General features: G+C 65.9%; 16 protein-coding genes. 1 reads left to right on the forward strand and 15 read right to left on the reverse strand.

Features of this window, described 5'->3' with window-relative positions:
* Positions 1-260 precede the first annotated feature (260 nt).
* The 6 genes from J3S28_RS06665 to mihF all read right to left on the reverse strand — a co-directional run bounded on the left by J3S28_RS06665 (position 261) and on the right by mihF (position 6,164).
* Positions 261-2,312: a primosomal protein N' gene (locus tag J3S28_RS06665; RefSeq protein WP_207839023.1), complete on the reverse strand. Its 2,052-nt coding sequence runs from the start codon at positions 2,310-2,312 to the stop codon at positions 261-263.
* A gap of 24 nt (positions 2,313-2,336) precedes the next feature.
* Entirely contained in the window at positions 2,337-3,545 is a 1,209-nt protein-coding gene (gene metK / locus J3S28_RS06670) for a methionine adenosyltransferase (RefSeq protein ID WP_207839026.1), read from the reverse strand.
* An 80-nt stretch (positions 3,546-3,625) separates the two neighbouring features.
* Positions 3,626-4,903 (reverse strand): bifunctional phosphopantothenoylcysteine decarboxylase/phosphopantothenate--cysteine ligase CoaBC, encoded by a 1,278-nt coding sequence (gene coaBC, locus J3S28_RS06675; RefSeq protein ID WP_207839029.1) that lies wholly within the window; start codon positions 4,901-4,903, stop codon positions 3,626-3,628.
* A 30-nt stretch (positions 4,904-4,933) separates the two neighbouring features.
* Positions 4,934-5,236 (reverse strand): DNA-directed RNA polymerase subunit omega, encoded by a 303-nt coding sequence (gene rpoZ / locus J3S28_RS06680; RefSeq protein ID WP_084836844.1) that lies wholly within the window; start codon positions 5,234-5,236, stop codon positions 4,934-4,936.
* Between the two features lie 7 nt (positions 5,237-5,243).
* A complete protein-coding gene (gmk, locus tag J3S28_RS06685; RefSeq protein WP_237341246.1) occupies positions 5,244-5,801 on the reverse strand; it encodes a guanylate kinase in 558 nt (185 codons plus the stop codon).
* Positions 5,802-5,846: 45 nt separating this feature from the next.
* Positions 5,847-6,164: an integration host factor, actinobacterial type gene (gene mihF, locus J3S28_RS06690; RefSeq protein ID WP_023959453.1), complete on the reverse strand. Its 318-nt coding sequence runs from the start codon at positions 6,162-6,164 to the stop codon at positions 5,847-5,849.
* Positions 6,165-6,658: 494 nt separating this feature from the next.
* Here mihF and J3S28_RS06695 point away from each other — a divergent pair, with 494 nt between their 5' ends.
* Entirely contained in the window at positions 6,659-7,807 is a 1,149-nt protein-coding gene (locus tag J3S28_RS06695; protein ID WP_237341135.1) for a polyhydroxyalkanoate synthase family protein, read from the forward strand.
* Here J3S28_RS06695 and pyrF read toward each other — a convergent pair.
* The 9 genes from pyrF to efp form a co-directional block, all read right to left on the reverse strand.
* A complete protein-coding gene (pyrF, locus tag J3S28_RS06700) occupies positions 7,800-8,654 on the reverse strand; it encodes an orotidine-5'-phosphate decarboxylase (RefSeq protein WP_207839033.1) in 855 nt (284 codons plus the stop codon). The genes J3S28_RS06695 and pyrF overlap by 8 nt on opposite strands.
* Positions 8,655-11,993, reverse strand: coding sequence for a carbamoyl-phosphate synthase large subunit (gene carB, locus J3S28_RS06705; protein ID WP_207839035.1), 3,339 nt, complete (start codon positions 11,991-11,993; stop codon positions 8,655-8,657). It abuts the gene before it with no gap.
* Positions 11,993-13,147: a glutamine-hydrolyzing carbamoyl-phosphate synthase small subunit gene (gene carA / locus J3S28_RS06710; RefSeq protein WP_307796903.1), complete on the reverse strand. Its 1,155-nt coding sequence runs from the start codon at positions 13,145-13,147 to the stop codon at positions 11,993-11,995. The genes carB and carA overlap by 1 nt, the downstream gene beginning before the upstream one ends.
* A complete protein-coding gene (locus tag J3S28_RS06715) occupies positions 13,144-13,644 on the reverse strand; it encodes a PH-like domain-containing protein (protein ID WP_207839037.1) in 501 nt (166 codons plus the stop codon). The genes carA and J3S28_RS06715 overlap by 4 nt, the downstream gene beginning before the upstream one ends.
* The gene (locus J3S28_RS06720) at positions 13,641-14,942 is read right to left on the reverse strand and encodes a dihydroorotase (RefSeq protein WP_207839039.1); all 1,302 of its coding nucleotides are present in this window, start codon (positions 14,940-14,942) and stop codon (positions 13,641-13,643) included. The genes J3S28_RS06715 and J3S28_RS06720 overlap by 4 nt, the downstream gene beginning before the upstream one ends.
* On the reverse strand, positions 14,939-15,883 hold the full coding sequence (locus J3S28_RS06725) for an aspartate carbamoyltransferase catalytic subunit (protein WP_207839041.1): 945 nt from the start codon (positions 15,881-15,883) through the stop codon (positions 14,939-14,941). Before J3S28_RS06725 ends, J3S28_RS06720 begins: the two co-directional genes overlap by 4 nt.
* Positions 15,883-16,461: a bifunctional pyr operon transcriptional regulator/uracil phosphoribosyltransferase PyrR gene (gene pyrR / locus J3S28_RS06730; protein ID WP_207839043.1), complete on the reverse strand. Its 579-nt coding sequence runs from the start codon at positions 16,459-16,461 to the stop codon at positions 15,883-15,885. The genes J3S28_RS06725 and pyrR overlap by 1 nt, the downstream gene beginning before the upstream one ends.
* Before the next feature lie 129 nt (positions 16,462-16,590).
* The gene (gene nusB, locus J3S28_RS06735) at positions 16,591-17,082 is read right to left on the reverse strand and encodes a transcription antitermination factor NusB (RefSeq protein ID WP_207839045.1); all 492 of its coding nucleotides are present in this window, start codon (positions 17,080-17,082) and stop codon (positions 16,591-16,593) included.
* 5 nt (positions 17,083-17,087) lie between these two features.
* Positions 17,088-17,651, reverse strand: coding sequence for an elongation factor P (gene efp / locus J3S28_RS06740; RefSeq protein WP_084836945.1), 564 nt, complete (start codon positions 17,649-17,651; stop codon positions 17,088-17,090).
* Between the last annotated feature and the right edge of the window lie 75 nt (positions 17,652-17,726).

The raw sequence follows: 17,726 nt of genomic DNA on the forward strand, positions 1-17,726 counted from the left end.
GCGCCTGCCGAACATTCGTCCGCGGCCAGCCAACAGCGTAGTTGGCCGGTTCGCTCGGGCCCATTCGCGTCGTCGTCTCACCACGGTGCTTGTTGGCTCGCTGGCGCTCGCGTGGCGAACGGCCTTTATCGCGTGTCCTTCCTCAGTCGACTCAGTCGCTGCGCTCCCTCGCTCCCTCGTCCAGAACACGCGGCCGTCCGCCGCGGTGGTGCGGTTACAAAAACTTGTCGGGGCCTACCACCCGCGTGTGGGCGGATCTACTATCCGATGGTCGGCGGATCCATCTGAACTCTGATCGGGGCGGATTCGTGCTGCGCATTACGCGCAACCTGGGCAGCGTGCAGAGCCGCGGCAAGGTCTCGCCCCTGAGCGCGTGAGCATCGAAGCAGGATCCGCTGCGGGTCGGACACCTCGTCGCGATTCAGCCCCGAAGGAAGTCTGACGCCGGGTGGCAGTTCGACGGGACCCAGCACCTCCCCGCCAACAGGGAGTTCGACGGTCTCTGCGAACGCGAGGATCGCCGGCCCCTCGCCATCGATGGACGCCATCGTCACCGCAGGCGGAAAAGCCAACTCGGTGCGCTGGGCCAGTTCCTGATCGGCGAATCCGACCGGGTCCCAGCGAATCACGGCTTGAACGGGTGCCAGACCTGCATCCGCGACGATCACGAGCGCACCGCCGTCACCGTGAGGACGGACCAGTAGACCGGCCGAGAGCCATCGACGGACGGCTTCTTCCCCGGCCCGGAGTTCCGGTCGGTCGAGTTGAGCCCACGTGTCGAGCAACACCACAGCGCCGTACCCGCCGTCGGCGACCGGTTCTGCGCCTGGCGTGGAGACGACAACTCGCGCCCCGGCATCGACCGAGTCGACGATCTTGTCGCCACCGGAGGTGAGCACCGGGACTCCGGGGAAAGCACGCCCCAACTCCTCCGCGGTGCGCCGGGCCCCGGTGGTCAGCGCTCGTACCTTGGTGAATCCACATTCGGCACAACGAAAATCGGTCTCCGGGTGCCCGCACCAACGGCAGCTCAGGGAGCCGACGGAACCCGCATGGGCGCCGACCGCACCGGGGCCGCCCCCACCTGGACCATCCGCCTGCATCGGCCCGTGACAGCGTCGGCATCGGACCTGGGCCCGGCAACGCTCACACGCCAGTGACGGCAGGTAACCACGCCGGGGAACACTGAACAGGACCGGAGCGTCGGCGGCGATCGCTGCTCGCGCCGCATCGAAGGCCACGGCCGGGATCCTGGCCGAGCGGGCGAGCGGGTCGCGGGTGATTCGGTTGTCCTCATCGGACAGGGCATGAACTCTCGGCGTGCGCTGTCGGATGGTCGCGCGTGCGCCGGTGAGGTCGTGTGCCCACCCCGCGTTGACCAGTGCCTGCGTCTCGGCCGTCCTTGCCGCGCCGCCCAGCACGAGGGCGCAGGTCTCGGAGTGCGAACGCAACACCGCGACTTCACGCGTGTGCGGATAGGGTGCACGCGGTTCGCAGAGGCTGTCGTCGCCGTCATCCCAGACGACGATGAGACCGAGATCCGGGACCGGCGCAAACGCGGCGCTGCGCGTGCCGATCACCACCGACGCCTGGCCTCGCAACGCCCGCAGCCAGCGTCGATACCGCGCCGACGGGCCCAGCCCCGCGGTCAGCGACACCACCCGATCACCGAGCAGCGGTTCGCACGCGGTCTCCAACCGCACCAGATCTCGCTGGTCGGGGACGACGATGATGGCGGAACGCCCGTGGACGACGGTGTGGCACGCGAGTTCGGCGAGACGGGCCGGCCAGTTCTCCCCCGGCAGTGCCTGCCACGCCGCCCTCGCCGCCTTTCCCTCCGCGATCGCAGAGAGAAAGGACTCGGAGTGCCGATACTGCTCCCAGGCCTGCAGGTCGACCGTCGGAGGCTTAGGTGTCCCCGGTGGCGGGCCGACCGCCTGCTCGGTCCGGGCATGGCGTGCCGGTATCGCCAGTCGTAGGACGTCCGTCATCGTGCCCGCGTAGCGATCGGCAACCGCGCGTGCGAGCACCGCCAGTTCAGGGGTCAGCACCCGTTCGGCCGAGATCACCCGCTCGAGCCAACCGAGTTTGCCCGGGTGCTCGCTGGCAGCGACGCGGTCGAGGATGAACCCGTCGACAAGTCGCCCCGAGAATCGCACCCGCACCCGGACACCTGGCTGGGCGTCCTCGTGCTGATCTGTCTGCACCTGGTAGTCGAACGGACGATCCAGGTGTGCGAGCCCGAGCGCAGGGAGAACCCGGGCTATCGGTAACTCAGGCGCGAGTTCCCGACCCTTTTTGACTGTGGTCATGCCGTGGCGTGCACGCCACGGCGCTCACACGCCGGCAGCGGCCTTCAGCTTCTCGGCGCGGTCGGTGTGCTCCCACGGGAGATCGATGTCGGTACGCCCGAAGTGCCCGTAGGCCGCGGTCGGGGCATAGATCGGTCGCAGCAGATCGAGGTCGCGAATGATAGCGCCCGGCCGCAGGTCGAACACCTCGCTGATGGCCGACTGGATCTTGGCGCGATCGACGTGCTCGGTCCCGAAAGTCTCGACGAACAAGCCCACGGGGGCAGCTTTGCCGATGGCGTACGCGACCTGCACCTCGATGCGGTCGGCGAGGTCGGCCGCGATGGCGTTCTTGGCAACCCAGCGCATCGCGTAGGCAGCACTGCGGTCGACCTTCGACGGATCTTTGCCGGAGAAGGCGCCGCCGCCGTGACGAGCCATGCCGCCGTAGGTGTCGACGATGATCTTGCGCCCGGTCAGTCCGGCGTCACCCATCGGACCACCGAGGACGAACTTGCCGGTCGGGTTGACCAGCAGTCGCACGTCATTGGTGTCGAGAGTGGGGAGGTTCAGGTCGTTGAACACCGACTCGAGGACCTGGTTGCGAATGTCCGGGGTGAGGAGATTCTCCAGATCGATGTCGGCAGCATGCTGGGTCGACACGACGACCGTGTCGAGGCGAACCGGTTTGTCGTCGACGTATTCGATGGTGACCTGGGTCTTGCCGTCCGGGCGCAGGTACGGCAGCACACCGGTCTTGCGAACCTCGGTCAGGCGTCGGGCGAGACGGTGGGCCAACGCAATCGGCACCGGCATGTACTCGGGGGTCTCGTTGGTGGCGTAACCGAACATCAAGCCCTGATCACCCGCACCCTGGCGGGCGATCTCGTCCTCGGTGATGCCCTCGACGCGGGACTCGTAGGCGTTGTCGACGCCCTGTGCGATCTCCGGTGACTGCGCACCGATCGCGATGTTGACGCCGCACGAGTTACCGTCGAAACCCTTGGCCGACGAGTCGTAGCCGATCTCGAGAACCTTGTCCCGCACGATCTTGGGTATGTCGGCCCAAGCGGTGGTGTTCACCTCGCCCGCGACGTGGACCTGACCGGTGGTCACCAAGGTCTCCACAGCGACCCGGGCACGGGGGTCATCGGTGAGCAGCGCATCCAGGATGGAATCGCTGATCGCATCACAGATCTTGTCGGGGTGGCCTTCTGTGACGGACTCGCTGGTGAACAAACGGGAATCGGTCATGGATTTCCTCTCGGAACGGTTGTCCTGGCGGCACGGTGCGCGAAAACCCGCGGACCTCAAATTACACAGGGGTGGTGTTGTCAGTTACATCGACCATCTGTGCCCCCACCATCTGGGCGCAGAACTGTCACCGCGTCAAGTATTCGACTCGCCATGAGTGTTTTGGAACCGAGCGGCAGGGCCGTCTCGTCACCGCCGGCAGCGAGTATCCATCCGGTGTTGTGGTCCATCCCGAAGGCTTTACCCTCGCCGACGGCGTTGACCACCAGCAGGTCACAGCCTTTACGAGCAAGCTTTGACCGCCCGTGGTCGAGCACGCCGTGATGCTCATCCCCGGTCTCGGCGGCAAAACCTACGATCGAGGTCGTGTCGGGTATCTCGCCGGCGCGGCGTGCCGCCACCAGGCCGGCCAGGATATCCGGGTTGGTGGTCAGCTCGATGGGGGCAGGTCCCTTGTCGGACTTCTTGATCTTCGCGCCAGAAAGGTGCACCGGGCGGAAGTCGGCGACAGCGGCGGCCATGATCACCACGTCGGTCTCGGGTGCGCGCTTTCCGATCTCCTCCGACAATTGCGCGGCGGTGGCGATCTTGATCACCTCGACGCCGGCGGGGTCGGCCAGATCAGCAGTGGCACCGGCGACGAGTGTCACCTGCGCGCCGCGCTGGGCCGCTGCGCGCGCGAGGGCGTAACCCTGCTTGCCGGAACTACGGTTACCCAGGTAACGGACGGGATCGAGCGGTTCTCGGGTACCGCCCGCACTGATCAGGAACTTGAGGCCTGCCAGGTCGTACGGGAGTGCCTCCGGCCGTTCCAGCAGGAGATCACCGAGCAGCGCGATCTCCTGCGGTTCCGGAAGCCTGCCGGCTCCGGTGTCCGCGCCGGTCAGCCGACCCGAGGCCGGGGTGAGCACCGTCGCGCCGTGCTCGCGCAGGGCCGCCACGTTCGCTTGCGTGGCAGGGTGCTCCCACATCTCGGTGTGCATCGCCGGTACGTACACGACCGGACATCGAGCGGTGAGCAGCGTGGAGGTCAACAGATCGTCGGCTCGACCGCTTGCCGCGCGAGCCATCAGATCAGCAGTCGCGGGCGCGATCAGGACGAGATCCGCCTCTTGCCCGAGTCGCACATGCGGAACCAGTGGCACATCATCGAACACCGCTGTGCTCACCGGGTTCCCGCTCAGGGCCTCGAACGTGGCGGCGCCGACGAACTTCAGCGCCGCCTCTGTCGGGATCACCCGGACATGGTGGCCCGCCTCGGTGAAATGCCTGATCACCGACGCCACCTTGTACGCGGCTATCCCGCCACCTACTCCGATGACGATGTTCTTACGCGTTGTGCCGACGTTCTCGCCCACGAACTCTCGCCTTTCGGAACCGTGGTGGAATTACTCGCCTTCGGTGTGCTCGAGCAGGTCGGAGTGGATCTCGCGCATGGCGATCGACAACGGCTTTTCCTGCAGGCCGGGCTCGACCAGGGGTCCGACGTACTCCAGGATCCCGTCTCCGAGCTGGTTGTAGTAATCGTTGATCTGACGCGCGCGCTTGGCCGCGAAGATGACCAGTGCGTACTTCGAAGAAGCGCGTTCCAGCAGCTCATCGATCGGCGGGTTCGTGATGCCCAGCGGTGTGTCGTACGCAGTCGCGTCGACCTCGCCGATGAACTCGTCCTGTTGGGTCAAGCTGCTCACAGTTCTCCTACGAATTATTCAAATGGGATTCAACCAGCAAGGATAGCAACTCTTGGGCGACCGAGTCGACTTCGTCGTTCACGACGACGTGATCGAACTCCTGCGCGCTGTCCAGTTCAGCGCGCGCGGTCTCCAGACGACGCTTGATGACCTCGTCGCTTTCGGTGCCTCGCCCGCGCAATCGCGAGACCAGGACGTCCCAGCTCGGAGGGGCCAGGAAGACCGTCACGGCCTCCGGCACTGCGTCGCGGATGTTGCGCGCACCGGCCAGATCGACTTCCACAAGAGTGGGTCTCCCCTGCTCCATGGCGTCGAAAACCGGCTTGGCCGGAGTCCCCGATCGTTGCAGTCCACCGTGGATCTCTGCCCACTCGAGCAGTTCACCGGCCTCTATCAGCCGATCGAACTCCTCGGGTCCGACGAAGAGATAGTCACGTCCATCGACCTCTCCGGCCCGTGGATCCCGGGTCGTCGCGGACACACTGAACATGAGGTCGGGTAATAGTTCACGAAGCCGTCGGACAACACTCGACTTGCCGACAGCAGAGGGGCCGGCCAAAACCAGCAGCCGGCCCCTCTGTCGTTGATCTTGGCTCACGTATGCGAGCGATCAGGCAAAGTCGAACTTGGCCAGGAGAGCTTTCTTCTGGCGATCACCCAGGCCGCGCAGGCGGCGGGTCGGGGCGATCTCGAGTTCGGTCATGATTTCCTGCGCCTTGACCTTGCCGACCTTGGGCAGAGCCTCGAGCAGCGCCGACACCTTCATCTTGCCCAGGATCTCATCGTTCTCGGCATCCTTGAGCACTTGCTGCAGATCGGTGCCGCCTCGCTTCAGGCGCTCTTTGAGCTCCGCCCGGGCCCGGCGAGCGGCAGCTGCCTTCTCCAAGGCAGCTGCACGCTGCTCATCCGTCAACTGGGGAAGGGCCACGGTTCCTCCGATTCGTCTGTGTGTTCTTTGCCCCGTCACCGGTGGTGCCGGGGCGGCCGCCCTGTGTGGGGGCAGCGAATGCGACCGTACCCACGTGAGCAGGGATTTGCGACCCCCACCCCGGCATTCCCCCACGAAAACCGGTGTTGTAAGCCTTTCGAACTAGCTGGCGTGAAGTCGGATGTGCAGATCCGGAATTTCAAGGTTTTGATGCTTCGATACTTTCGAACATGTTGCGTTACACAGTGTTTCGGAGGGCTGGCGGTAAAGGTGCACAGACATGACGCAGGTCACATCGTCGATACGCCTGTGACGGGAGTTCCGCGGCGGGATTTTTCTGAGATTTTTGGTCGCACGCGCGTGTCGGCGCCGCTTGTGACCTGCGCGGAGGCGTCGTCGGCTCCGTCTGATGCGGCCGGCGGGTCAGCACACCGGTGACGAATGTGATTGGTGTTAGATGGCGACGCAGACATTCCACAACGAGGGCGGGGTTGATGACGGGCACGACGATCGAGGCGGACGAGGCAGCCGATCCAGGGATCGACAGCGACACGCGCCCCCTAATCGATCGGTTGCGAGCGCAGCTGGGTAACCTGCGCGCCTTGACCGTGGGCGACGGGATCCGCCCGGAATTCCGGACCGACCACGTCATTCTGCACTCCGAGCCACATCGTGAGCTCCGCCGCTACGGTGACCTGAGCGACCTCCTGCGCGCCCGCGGTAGCGGCCGTGGTCCGGTGTTGCTCGTGCCGCCGCTGGCCGCTCCCGCGACGTGCTACGACCTCGGACCGGCACACTCACTGGTGGGCCACCTCCTCGAGACGGGTCGAATCCCGTACGTCGTCGACTACGGCGAGATGACACGGGCAGACCGGAACATCGGTTTCGAGGACTTCATCGACGACATCATCCCGCAGGCGATCGACCGGGTGCTCACCGATTTCGACGGTCCCGCGGGTACCGAGGTCGACGTGATCACCTGGAGCCTGGGCGGAACCGTCAGCTTTCTGAGCCTGGCGGCGCATCCCGAGTTGCCGGTGCGATCGATCACCGCGGCCGGGACCCCACTCAACTACGCGCTGGTGCCGCCCTACCCCGTCGTTCGCACCGTGACCGCTCCCACCGGAGGCCGGGCCATCACGGCAATACTCAGGGCGCTCGGCGGGATCCCGGCGCCGCTGGTCCAGCTCGCCTACCGGGCGACCGCCTGGGAGCGCGAACTGAAGAAGCCGTGGTTCATCCTCAACAACCTCGGTGAGACAGAGACCCTGGCCCGAATGGAAATCGTGAACCGGTTCCAGCGGACATTCCCCGGCTATCCGGGGCGCCTGGTCGAGCAGATGTGGGAGCGGCTGATCTATCACGACGAGCTCGCTCGCGGGGTGGTGACGCTGGGAGACCGGAGCATCGACCTGACGTCGATCGCCGTCCCGATCCAGCTGTTCGGGAGTCACCGCGACGCGATCGTGCCATGGCGGGCGGCCCATCACGGAGTGGAACTGTTCGGCTCGTCACCGCAGGTGCATTTCACGACAGTCGAGACGAGTCACCTGGGCCTGATAGCGGGACCCGACGCGGTCCGCGACACCTGGCCGCGCATCGACGGATTCCTCGACGCGTTGCCGGTTGCGGCTCTCAGCTGATCGAGCGCCCCAACGAGGTCTCGACCTCGTCGCGGGCCTGCTGATACGCGATCCGCAACTGTTGTGGGTCGGGCCCGGCCCGCAAGACCGCGCGTGAACTCGCGGGAAGCAACCACGACAGATCGGAACCGGCGAACACACCGCGCAGATCGTCGGCGCTCGCCCCCTGGGCCCCCAGGCCTGGCGCCAGGACAGGGCCGTTCAGCCCGCCCAGATCCAGTCCGTGCTCCCGGGTTGCCCCGACGACCACACCCAGCGTCGACGAGCCGTCGGTGTTCGCCGACGCAGCGGCATCGATGATCCGCTGGGCCACGCTCACGCCGTCGCGATGGGCGAGTTGCACCGGCGCGCCTTCGGGATTCGAGGTGCGAGCCAGCGCAAAGACGCACCGTCCCGCCTTGCGCGCCAGGTCGATCGCTGGTTCCAGCGAGCCGAATCCGAGGTAGGGCGACGCGGTGACCGCGTCCGAGGACAGCGGTGACGCGGGGTCGAGCCAGGCACGTCCGTACGCTGCCATCGTCGAGCCGATGTCACCACGTTTCGCGTCGGCGATCACGAGCGCGCCCTCGGCGCGGCAGCCGGCGATCACTGTTTCGAGAGCCGCGAATCCGGCTGATCCAAAGGCTTCAAAGAACGCAACCTGGGGTTTGATCACCGAGGCGACCGGACCGAGCGCCTCGACGCAGATCTCACCGAACGCGTGGACGCCGGCCCCGCTGACGGGAAGCCCCCATTGCTCCAGCAGTTCGGGATGTGGATCGATTCCAGCGCACAACCGGCCGCGGTCTGCCACCACCTCGCGGTAGCGAGACCGGAATGTCCGCGCCACACTCAGATCCACACTCATCTAGCCACCCAGCATCGACAGATGTCGTGACTGCAACGATTGCACACCCATGGCCCCGTTGATGGCGGCTTCGATACCCTGAATCGCCGCACTTGCACCCTGCACGGTCGTGATGCAGGGGATGTTCACCGACACCGCTGCGCTACGGATCTCGTAACCGTCGACGCGAGGACCTGAATTGCCGTAAGGCGTGTTGATGACCATGGCGACCTCACCCGAGCGAATCCGTTCGACGATCGTCACCTCACCCTCAGGCAGCTCGGTGTCGGAGTGCTTGAACACCTGGGTGGCGTCTATACCGTTGCGCCGCAGCACATCCGCTGTCCCCTCGGTGGCGAGGATCTCGAATCCGAGGTCCGCGAGCCGTTTGACCGGGAACAGCAGGGCACGCTTGTCCTTGTTGGCGACCGACACGAAGATCTTCCCCGTGGTCGGCAGCGAACCGTAGGCGGCCGTCTGCGACTTGGCGAATGCGCGACCGAAGTCAGCATCGATTCCCATCACCTCGCCGGTCGACTTCATCTCGGGGCTCAGCAGCGAATCCACGCCGCTGCCGTCGGCCTTTCGGAAGCGGTTGAACGGCAGCACCGCTTCCTTGACCGCGATCGGCGACGACGGCGACAGTGCGGAGCCGTCCCCCTCCGTGGGCAGGATCCCGTCGGCGCGCAACTCGGCGATCGTCGCCCCGAGCATCACCCGGGCGCATGCTTTGGCCAGTGGCACCGCCGTCGCCTTGGACACGAAAGGCACTGTCCGGCTGGCCCGTGGATTGGCCTCGAGGACATAAAGGATGTCGTCCTTGAGGGCGTACTGGACGTTGAGCAGACCGCGAACGCCGATCCCCTTCGCGAGAGCCTCGGTGGACCGACGCACGTTCTCGAGGTCGGAGCGCCCGAGCGTGATCGGCGGCAAGGCGCACGCGGAGTCGCCGGAGTGGATACCCGCCTCTTCGATGTGCTCCATCACCCCACCGATGTAGCAGTCCGTGCCGTCGTAGAGGGCGTCGACGTCGATCTCGATGGCATCTTCGAGGAAGCGGTCGACGAGGACCGGGTGCTGCAGGGTGATTTCGGTCGCCCGGGAGATGTAACCCTCGAGCGACGGTTCGTCGTAGACGATCTCCATCCCGCGGCCGCCGAGAACGTAGGACGGACGCACGAGTACCGGGTACCCGATGTCGCTTGCGATCGTCTTGGCCTGCTCGAAGGTTGTTGCCATGCCGTACTTGGCGGCAGGCAGACCCGCGGTGGCCAGGACCTTGCCGAACTCGCCGCGATCCTCGGCGAGGTCGATGGCCTCCGGGCTGGTGCCGACGATCGGGACGCCCGCCGCCTGCAATCGATGCGCGAGGCCGAGTGGTGTCTGGCCTCCCAGCTGGACGATGACTCCGGCCACGGTGCCCGACGCCGATTCGGAGTGGAACACCTCGAGGACGTCTTCGAACGTCAGGGGCTCGAAGTACAGACGGTCGGCGGTGTCGTAGTCGGTGGACACCGTCTCGGGGTTGCAGTTGACCATGACGGTCTCGTAGCCCACCTCTGACAACGTCGTCGCGGCGTGCACGCACGAGTAGTCGAACTCGATGCCCTGACCGATACGGTTCGGGCCCGACCCCAGGATCAGGACCTTGGGACGATCGCGTTGCGGCGCGACCTCGGTCTCGGCCGCGGGGTCGAGCTCGTAGGTCGAGTAGTGGTACGGCGTCGCGGCTTCGAACTCCGCCGCACAGGTGTCGACCGTCTTGTACACCGGACGCACACCAAGGGCGTGTCGCAGACTGCGCACGGCTGCCTCGTCGGCGAGATCCTCTCGCAGGGCCGCGATCTGGCGATCGGAGATACCGGAGCTCTTGGCCTCACGGAGCAAGACCTCGTCGATGGTGTCCGAGGACCTGATGCGGTTGCCCAATTCGTGGATGCCCTCGATCTCGGCGAGGAACCACGGATCGACCTTGGTGGAGTCGAAAAGTTGCTCGACGGTCGCACCGAGGGCGAACGCCTGCATGATCCCGTAGAGTCTGCCGTCCTTCGGCGTCCGGAGCCGCTCGAGGAGTTCGGGCAGCAGCTCCGGGACAGCATCGGGATCGACGGGTTCGGTCCAGAAGCCCGCAGCCTTGGTCTCCAGCGACCGCATCACCTTGCCGAGCGCTTCCGCGAACGAGCGGCCCAGAGACATCGCCTCGCCCACCGACTTCATGGTGGTGGTGAGGGTGTCGTCGGCACCGGGGAACTTCTCGAAAGCGAAGCGTGGGGCCTTGACGACCACGTAATCGAGCGTCGGCTCGAAGCAGGCCGGCGTCTCCCCGGTGATGTCGTTGACGATCTCGTCGAGGCTGTAGCCGACCGCGAGCTTGGCCGCGATCTTGGCGATCGGGAAACCCGTCGCCTTCGATGCCAGTGCCGACGAGCGAGACACCCGGGGGTTCATCTCGATGACGACGAGGCGGCCATCGGCGGGATCCATCGCGAACTGAATGTTGCAGCCACCGGTGTCGACGCCGACCTCACGCAGGATTGCGATGGAGAGGTCTCGCATGTCTTGATATTCACGATCGGTCAGCGTCATCGCCGGCGCCACGGTCACCGAGTCACCGGTGTGCACTCCGACCGGGTCGACGTTCTCGATCGAGCAGACCACCACGACGTTGTCGCGGTTGTCGCGCATCAACTCGAGTTCGTATTCTTTCCAGCCGAGGATCGACTCCTCGATGAGCACGTTGGCGGTCGGCGAGGCCGCGAGGCCCCCACCGGCGATCCGGTCCAGATCGTTTGCGTCATAAGCCATGCCGGATCCGAGTCCGCCCATGGTGAACGATGGCCGGACGACGACGGGATAGCCGAGTTCGGCCACGGTCTCGTGGACCTGCTCCATCGTGTAACAGACGGCCGACTTGGCGCTCTGACCACCGACCTTGGCCACGATGTCCTTGAACTTCTGACGGTCCTCGCCACGCTGGATCGCCTCGAAGTCGGCACCGATGAGCTCGATGTCGTACCGCTCGAGAATGCCCTCTTCATGGAGCGCGACCGCGCAGTTCAGCGCAGTCTGTCCGCCGAGGGTGGCCAGCACCGCGTCGATCGGATGCCCGGCGTCGCGTTCGGCGATGATCACCTTCTCCACGTAGGCGGCGGTGATCGGTTCGATGTAGGTGGCGTCGGCGAACTCCGGGTCGGTCATGATCGTGGCCGGGTTGGAGTTCACCAGGCTCACACGTAGGCCCTCGGCGCGGAGCACTCGGCACGCCTGGGTTCCGGAATAATCGAACTCGCAGGCCTGACCGATGACGATCGGACCGGAGCCGATGACCAGAACATGCGAGAGGTCGGTACGGCGGGGCATCAGGCACGTGCTCCTTGCAGCAGAGTGGTGAACTTGTCGAACAGGTAGGCCGCATCGTGCGGACCGGCCGCGGCCTCCGGGTGGTACTGCACGGAGAACGCTCTACCGCTGACCAATTCGACGCCCTCGACGACGCCGTCGTTGGCGCAGATGTGGCTCACGCGCGCAGTTCCGAAGTCCGAGGCGAACTCCTCCCCGGCTTCTCCTTCGAGCGCGAACCCGTGGTTCTGCGCGGTGATGGAGACAGCACCGGTGGAGTGCTCGATCACGGGAATGTTGATACCGCGGTGACCGAACTTCATCTTGAAGGTGTCGCGGCCGAGCGCGCGGCCGAGGATCTGGTTGCCGAAGCAGATGCCGAAGAGCGGGATGTCGGCGCCGAGGACCTCACGGGTGAAGTCGACGACCTGGTTCGCGGTCGCCGGGTCGCCGGGCCCGTTCGACAGGAAGACGCCGTCGGGCTTCAGATCGGCGATCGCGTCGAATGCGGTGCCGGCCGGCAACACGTGCACCCGGAACCCACGCTGGGCGAACATTCTCGGCGTGTTCGTCTTGATCCCGAGGTCGATCGCGGCCACGGTGAACCGCACCTCGCCGTCGGGCTCGACCACGTATCCGTCAGGGGTCGAGACCTCACCGGCCAGATCCGCACCTGCCATCTGCGGCGCTCCGACGACGCGGCTCAGCAACTCGTCGGCGCCGGCCAGCGCATCACCGGAAAAAATGCCCGCCCGCATGGACCCGTGATCACGCAGGGTTCGAACGACGGTGCGGGTGTCGATACCCGCGATCCCGACGATCCCCTGTTCGATCAACTCATCTTCGAGCGAGCCGGTGGCACGCCAACTCGACACCCGCCGGGTCGGGTTACGGACCGCGTAGCCGCGGACCCAGATCTTTCCCGAGTCATCCGCGCCTGCACGGCTCTCGCCGTCTTCCTTGTTCCAGCCCGTGTTACCGATCTGCGGAGCGGTCGCGACCACTATCTGGCGGTGATAACTCGGATCCGTCAGCGTCTCCTGATACCCGGTCATCGCCGTACAGAAGACGGCTTCTCCCAAGGTCTCGCCCCGGGCTCCAAAGCTGGTGCCGAGGTAGCGCTCGCCGTTCTCCAGGACCAAGACGGCCTGATTTCCCGGATTACCTGATGTCACGATTTCTTTCCGTCCTGCTCTAGAGGTTTCACCCAATCTGGGTAGATGCTTTTGTCGTCGGCGCGCACACCCGAGTCGATCTCGGTTCCCGACGGGAGCAGCCAGCGGATCACGAGGACGCCGTCGGCCGTCATGACCTTGCCTGCCAGGCCGCGTTCGGTGCGGATCGCCGTGATCTGGTCGTCGGGGATCCAGATCGGATTTGCGCCGGAGCGCTCGATCAGGACTCCGGCGTCGAATCGGCTGATCTCTGCGATGGCCCGGTCGCCGTAGTCGCCGACCGCAACGCGGTCCTGCCAGCTCGGCGCGATCGTCGAGCCGACGTAGAGGCCGGAGTGCGGACCCAGACGACGGGCTCCGAGTGTCGCCGGGACCTCGGGAAAGGCGCCGAGCAACTGTTCCTGTCGCCTACCCCGACCGCGCCAGCCGAGCAGCATCAACCCGACGATGCCGCCCCACGCCGCCACCACGATCAGCACGACCACCACGCCCGTCATCGCGGCGACCGGACCTTTCCGCCGTTGTTGGTCACCTCACCGCGCAAGACCGTGGCCACCACGACCGCGGGCAGCGTCAGCCCGTCGAACGGCGAGTTCTCGGACAGGCTCGCCAGGGCGCTGGACTCGACTGTCCACTCGGTGTCCGGATCGATCAGGGCGAGGTTGGCGGGTTCACCCACCGCGATCGGCCGTCCCTGATCGGGCAGCCCGGTGATCTGGGCCGGGCGTTCGCTCATCACTCTGGCGACGCCGCGCCAATCGATCAGTCCCGGTCGCACCATCGTCTCCACCACGATCGAGAGCGCTGTCTGCAGCCCGAGCATGCCGGGGCGGGCGTTGGCGAACTCGCAGCACTTTTCCTGTGCGGCGTGGGGAGCATGATCGGTGGCGACGCAGTCGACGATGCCGGCGGCCAGTGCGCGACGAAGGGCCTGCCGATCGCGGTCCTCACGCAGCGGCGGATTGACCTTGTTCACCGGGTCGTAGGTGTTCAGCCGGGTGTCGTCGAGCAGCAGGTGGTGGGGAGTCACCTCTGCTGTGATCGCGATCCCGTGTCCGTGCGCCCACTCGAGCAGCTCGACCGTGCCCTCGGTCGAGGCGTGACAGATGTGTACGCGGGCACCGGCATCCCGGGCGAGCAGCGCATCGCGCGCGACGATCGACTCCTCTGCCGCCCGCGGCCAGCCTGCGAGACCGAGCCGAGAGGCGACCGAACCCTCGTGTGCGATGGCACCGACGGTCAGTCGGGGCTCTTCGGCGTGCTGGGCGATCAGCACGTCGAGGCCTTTGGCGTACTCGAGCGCGCGGCGCATGAGCAGCGGGTCGTCGACACATTTGCCGTCATCGCTGAACACGCGCACCTTGCCCGCGCCGGCGGCCATCGCGCCCATCTCGGCCAGTTGTTTTCCGGCCAGTCCGACGGTCACCGCACCGACGGGGTGCACATCGACGAGACCGACTTCCTGTCCGCGGCGCCACACGTAGTCGGTGATCACCGCGGTGTCGGCGACGGGATCGGTGTTCGCCATCGCGAACACCGCCGTGTACCCGCCCAGAGCCGCGGCGGCCGAACCGGTTTCGATGGTCTCGGTGTCCTCGCGTCCGGGTTCGCGCAGGTGGGTGTGCATGTCGACGAAGCCCGGCAACACGATCGCGCCGGCCCCATCGAGCACCTCGATCCCGGGGGCTGCCGTGAGCTCCCGGCCTATCTCGGCAATCTCACCGTCCCGGACCACGATGTCCACGAGTTCGCCCGCGTACGGCCGGACATTTCTGATCAGGAGTTCACCGCTCACGCCGGACCCTCACTCTCGGTTCCGACCAGCAAGGTGAACAACACCGCCATCCGCATATGCACTCCGTTGGATACCTGTTGCAGCACAGTCGCTTTCGACGAATCCGCGACCGAGAAACCGATTTCCATGCCGCGCAGCATGGGACCAGGGTGAAGCACCACCGCATGGTCGGCCAGCAGAGCCGACCGCCGATCGGACAAGCCGTACCGGATCGAGTACTCGCGAGCCGACGGAAAGAATCCGCCGTTCATGCGTTCGGCCTGCACCCGCAGCAGCATCACTGCGTCAACCGCGGCGAGTTCGGCGTCGAGACTGTGAGAGATCTCGACAGGCCACGTCTCGACGCCGACAGGCAACAGCGTGGGTGGCGCGACGAGCACCACCTGCGCGCCCAGTGTGGTGAGCAGGTGCGCATTCGAGCGGGCGACACGCGAGTGCAGGACGTCTCCCACGATGGCGATCCGGCGGCCGGCGAGCGACCCGAGGCGCTGACGGAGGGTCAGGGCGTCGAGCAGGGCCTGGGTCGGATGTTCGTGGGTGCCGTCGCCGGCGTTGATGACCGATGGCCCGGTACCGTCCTCCCACGTCCACTCGGCGATCTGGTGTGCGGCGCCGGACGCCGGGTGCCGGACGATCAGGGCATCGGCTCCTGCAGCCCGCAGGGTTTTCGCGGTGTCGCGCAGCGACTCCCCCTTGCTCGTCGACGAGCTGGACGCGCTGACATTGATCACGTCAGCACTCATCCACTTGCCGGCGACCTCAAAGGAAACCCTTGTGCGCGTTGAGTTCTCGTAGAACACCGTCATGATCGTGCGGCCCCGGAGGGTCGGGAGCTTACGAACCTCACGCCCGACCAGCGCCTGCTCGAATCGCTGGGCCTCGTCGAGGAGTTCGGTGGCGGTATCGATGTTCAGGTCGTCCACGGACAGCAGGTGTCGCATCAGCTCTCCCCCGCCCGCAACACCACGCGGTCGGCACCGTCGTGTTCGCGAAGATGGACCTGCACGTCCTCGCTCCGCGAGGTCGGGATGTTCTTGCCCACGTAATCGGCGCGCAACGGCAGCTCACGATGGCCCCGATCGACCAGTACCGCGAGTTGCACCGCTGCCGGCCTGCCGAGATCACGCAGGGCGTCCAGAGCCGCGCGAACAGTGCGCCCGGAGTACAGGACGTCGTCGACGAGCACCACCAGCGCACCGTCCACACCTCCTGCCGGCACCACCGTGGGCTCGAGGGCGCGGTGTGGTTTCGCACGCAGGTCGTCGCGGTACAACGTGATGTCGAGGTAACCGACAGGTACGTCGACCCCGGCGAACTCGGCGATGTTCTCGGCGAGTCTGCGGGCGAGGAAGATTCCGCGGGTGGGAATCCCGATGATGACCACACGAGGCGCATCGGCATTGTCCAGTGCGGTCTTCTCGATGATCTGATGCGCTATCCGCGCAATGGTCCGCCCGACATCGGCGTCGTCGAGTAATTCGCGACCCGTGTCGGTGCCGTCGCCCTCGGGTGTTGGCACGGTGATCGGGACCTCCTTCTCCGCCTCTCTGGACGGATCGTTAAAGGATGTCGGCCATTGTCATGGCCACCCATCCGTAGATGTATCGGGCGCCATCACAATTTCTTCGCCATACGTTATCAGGCGTGGTTACGACCCCTGCGATCGATGGTCCGTGGTCGACCCGCTCGACTGTTCGGCGGTGAGCGCAGCGCGAACCTGCGGCGCGAGCAGCACGATCCGGCCGAGGACTCCGTTGATGAATGCCGGCGAGTCGTCGGTGGACAACTCCTTTGCCAACTCCACTGCCTCGTCGACGACAACCATGGTCGGTACGTCGACGGTGTTGAACAGCTCCCACGTCGCCAGCCGGAGGATCGCCCGGTCGACCGCGGGTAGCCGCGGGAGCGTCCACTCCTTGAGGTGCGAGGAGATGACCGCATCCACGCCCGCGGTGTCGCCGGCGATGCCCTCGACGATCTGGGCGGTGTAGTCATTGATCTTGCCGACGGTGTCGTCGTCGACCGCGAGTTCGCGGCGCTGGACGATCAGGTCGACGGGCGAGCAGTTCTTGACCTCGGCCTCGAACAACAGATCCACGGCACGCTTGCGTGCCTTGTGGCGGGTACCTGGTTTCTTCACCAGCGTCAGGAGTTGACGCGGCCGAGGTAGCCGCCGTCGCGGGAGTCGACCTTGAGCTTGTCACCGGTGTTGATGAAGAGCGGAACGGCGATCTCCGCACCGGTCTCCAGGGTCGCAGGCTTGGTGCCGCCGGTCGAGCGGTCGCCCTGGACTCCGGGATCGGTCTGCGAGACCACCAACTCCACCGTGACGGGCAACTCGACGTAGAGCGGCACGCCTTCGTGGGTCGCGACCTGGACCTTGATGTTCTCGAGCATGAAGTTCGCGCTGTCCCCGACGATTTCCGGGCTGACGTTGAGCTGCTCGAACGTCTCGCCGTCCATGAAGACGTAGTCGGTGCCGTCGTTGTACAGGTACGTCATGTCGCGCCGGTCGACCGTTGCGGTCTCGACCTTGACACCCGCGTTGAAGGTCTTGTCGACGGTCTTGCCCGACAGGATGTTCTTCAGCTTGGTCCGGACGAAGGCCGGCCCCTTGCCGGGCTTCACATGCTGGAACTCAAGGATCTGCCAGAGGTTGCCCTCCATGTTGAGCACTAGGCCGTTTTTGAAATCCGAGGTGTTTGCCACTTCTCTGTTCTTCCTCTCACCCGCCCCGGGCATGTTGTTGCTGCGCCCATCTGCTGCTCGCGCCGGGGCGCGCGA

Source organism: Williamsia soli (assembly GCF_017377795.1).
GTDB lineage: Bacteria > Actinomycetota > Actinomycetes > Mycobacteriales > Mycobacteriaceae > Williamsia > Williamsia soli.

What these genes read in the sequence shown, in the direction of transcription:
- J3S28_RS06665 (WP_207839023.1), bottom strand. Translation starts at nt 2,312, where the DNA reads ATGACCACAGTCAAAAAGGGTCGGGAACTCGCGCCTGAGTTACCGATA.
- metK (WP_207839026.1), bottom strand. Translation starts at nt 3,545, where the DNA reads ATGACCGATTCCCGTTTGTTCACCAGCGAGTCCGTCACAGAAGGCCAC.
- J3S28_RS06695 (WP_237341135.1), top strand. Translation starts at nt 6,659, where the DNA reads ATGACGGGCACGACGATCGAGGCGGACGAGGCAGCCGATCCAGGGATC.
- pyrF (WP_207839033.1), bottom strand. Translation starts at nt 8,654, where the DNA reads ATGAGTGTGGATCTGAGTGTGGCGCGGACATTCCGGTCTCGCTACCGC.
- carB (WP_207839035.1), bottom strand. Translation starts at nt 11,993, where the DNA reads ATGCCCCGCCGTACCGACCTCTCGCATGTTCTGGTCATCGGCTCCGGT.
- J3S28_RS06715 (WP_207839037.1), bottom strand. Translation starts at nt 13,644, where the DNA reads ATGACGGGCGTGGTGGTCGTGCTGATCGTGGTGGCGGCGTGGGGCGGC.
- J3S28_RS06725 (WP_207839041.1), bottom strand. Translation starts at nt 15,883, where the DNA reads ATGCGACACCTGCTGTCCGTGGACGACCTGAACATCGATACCGCCACC.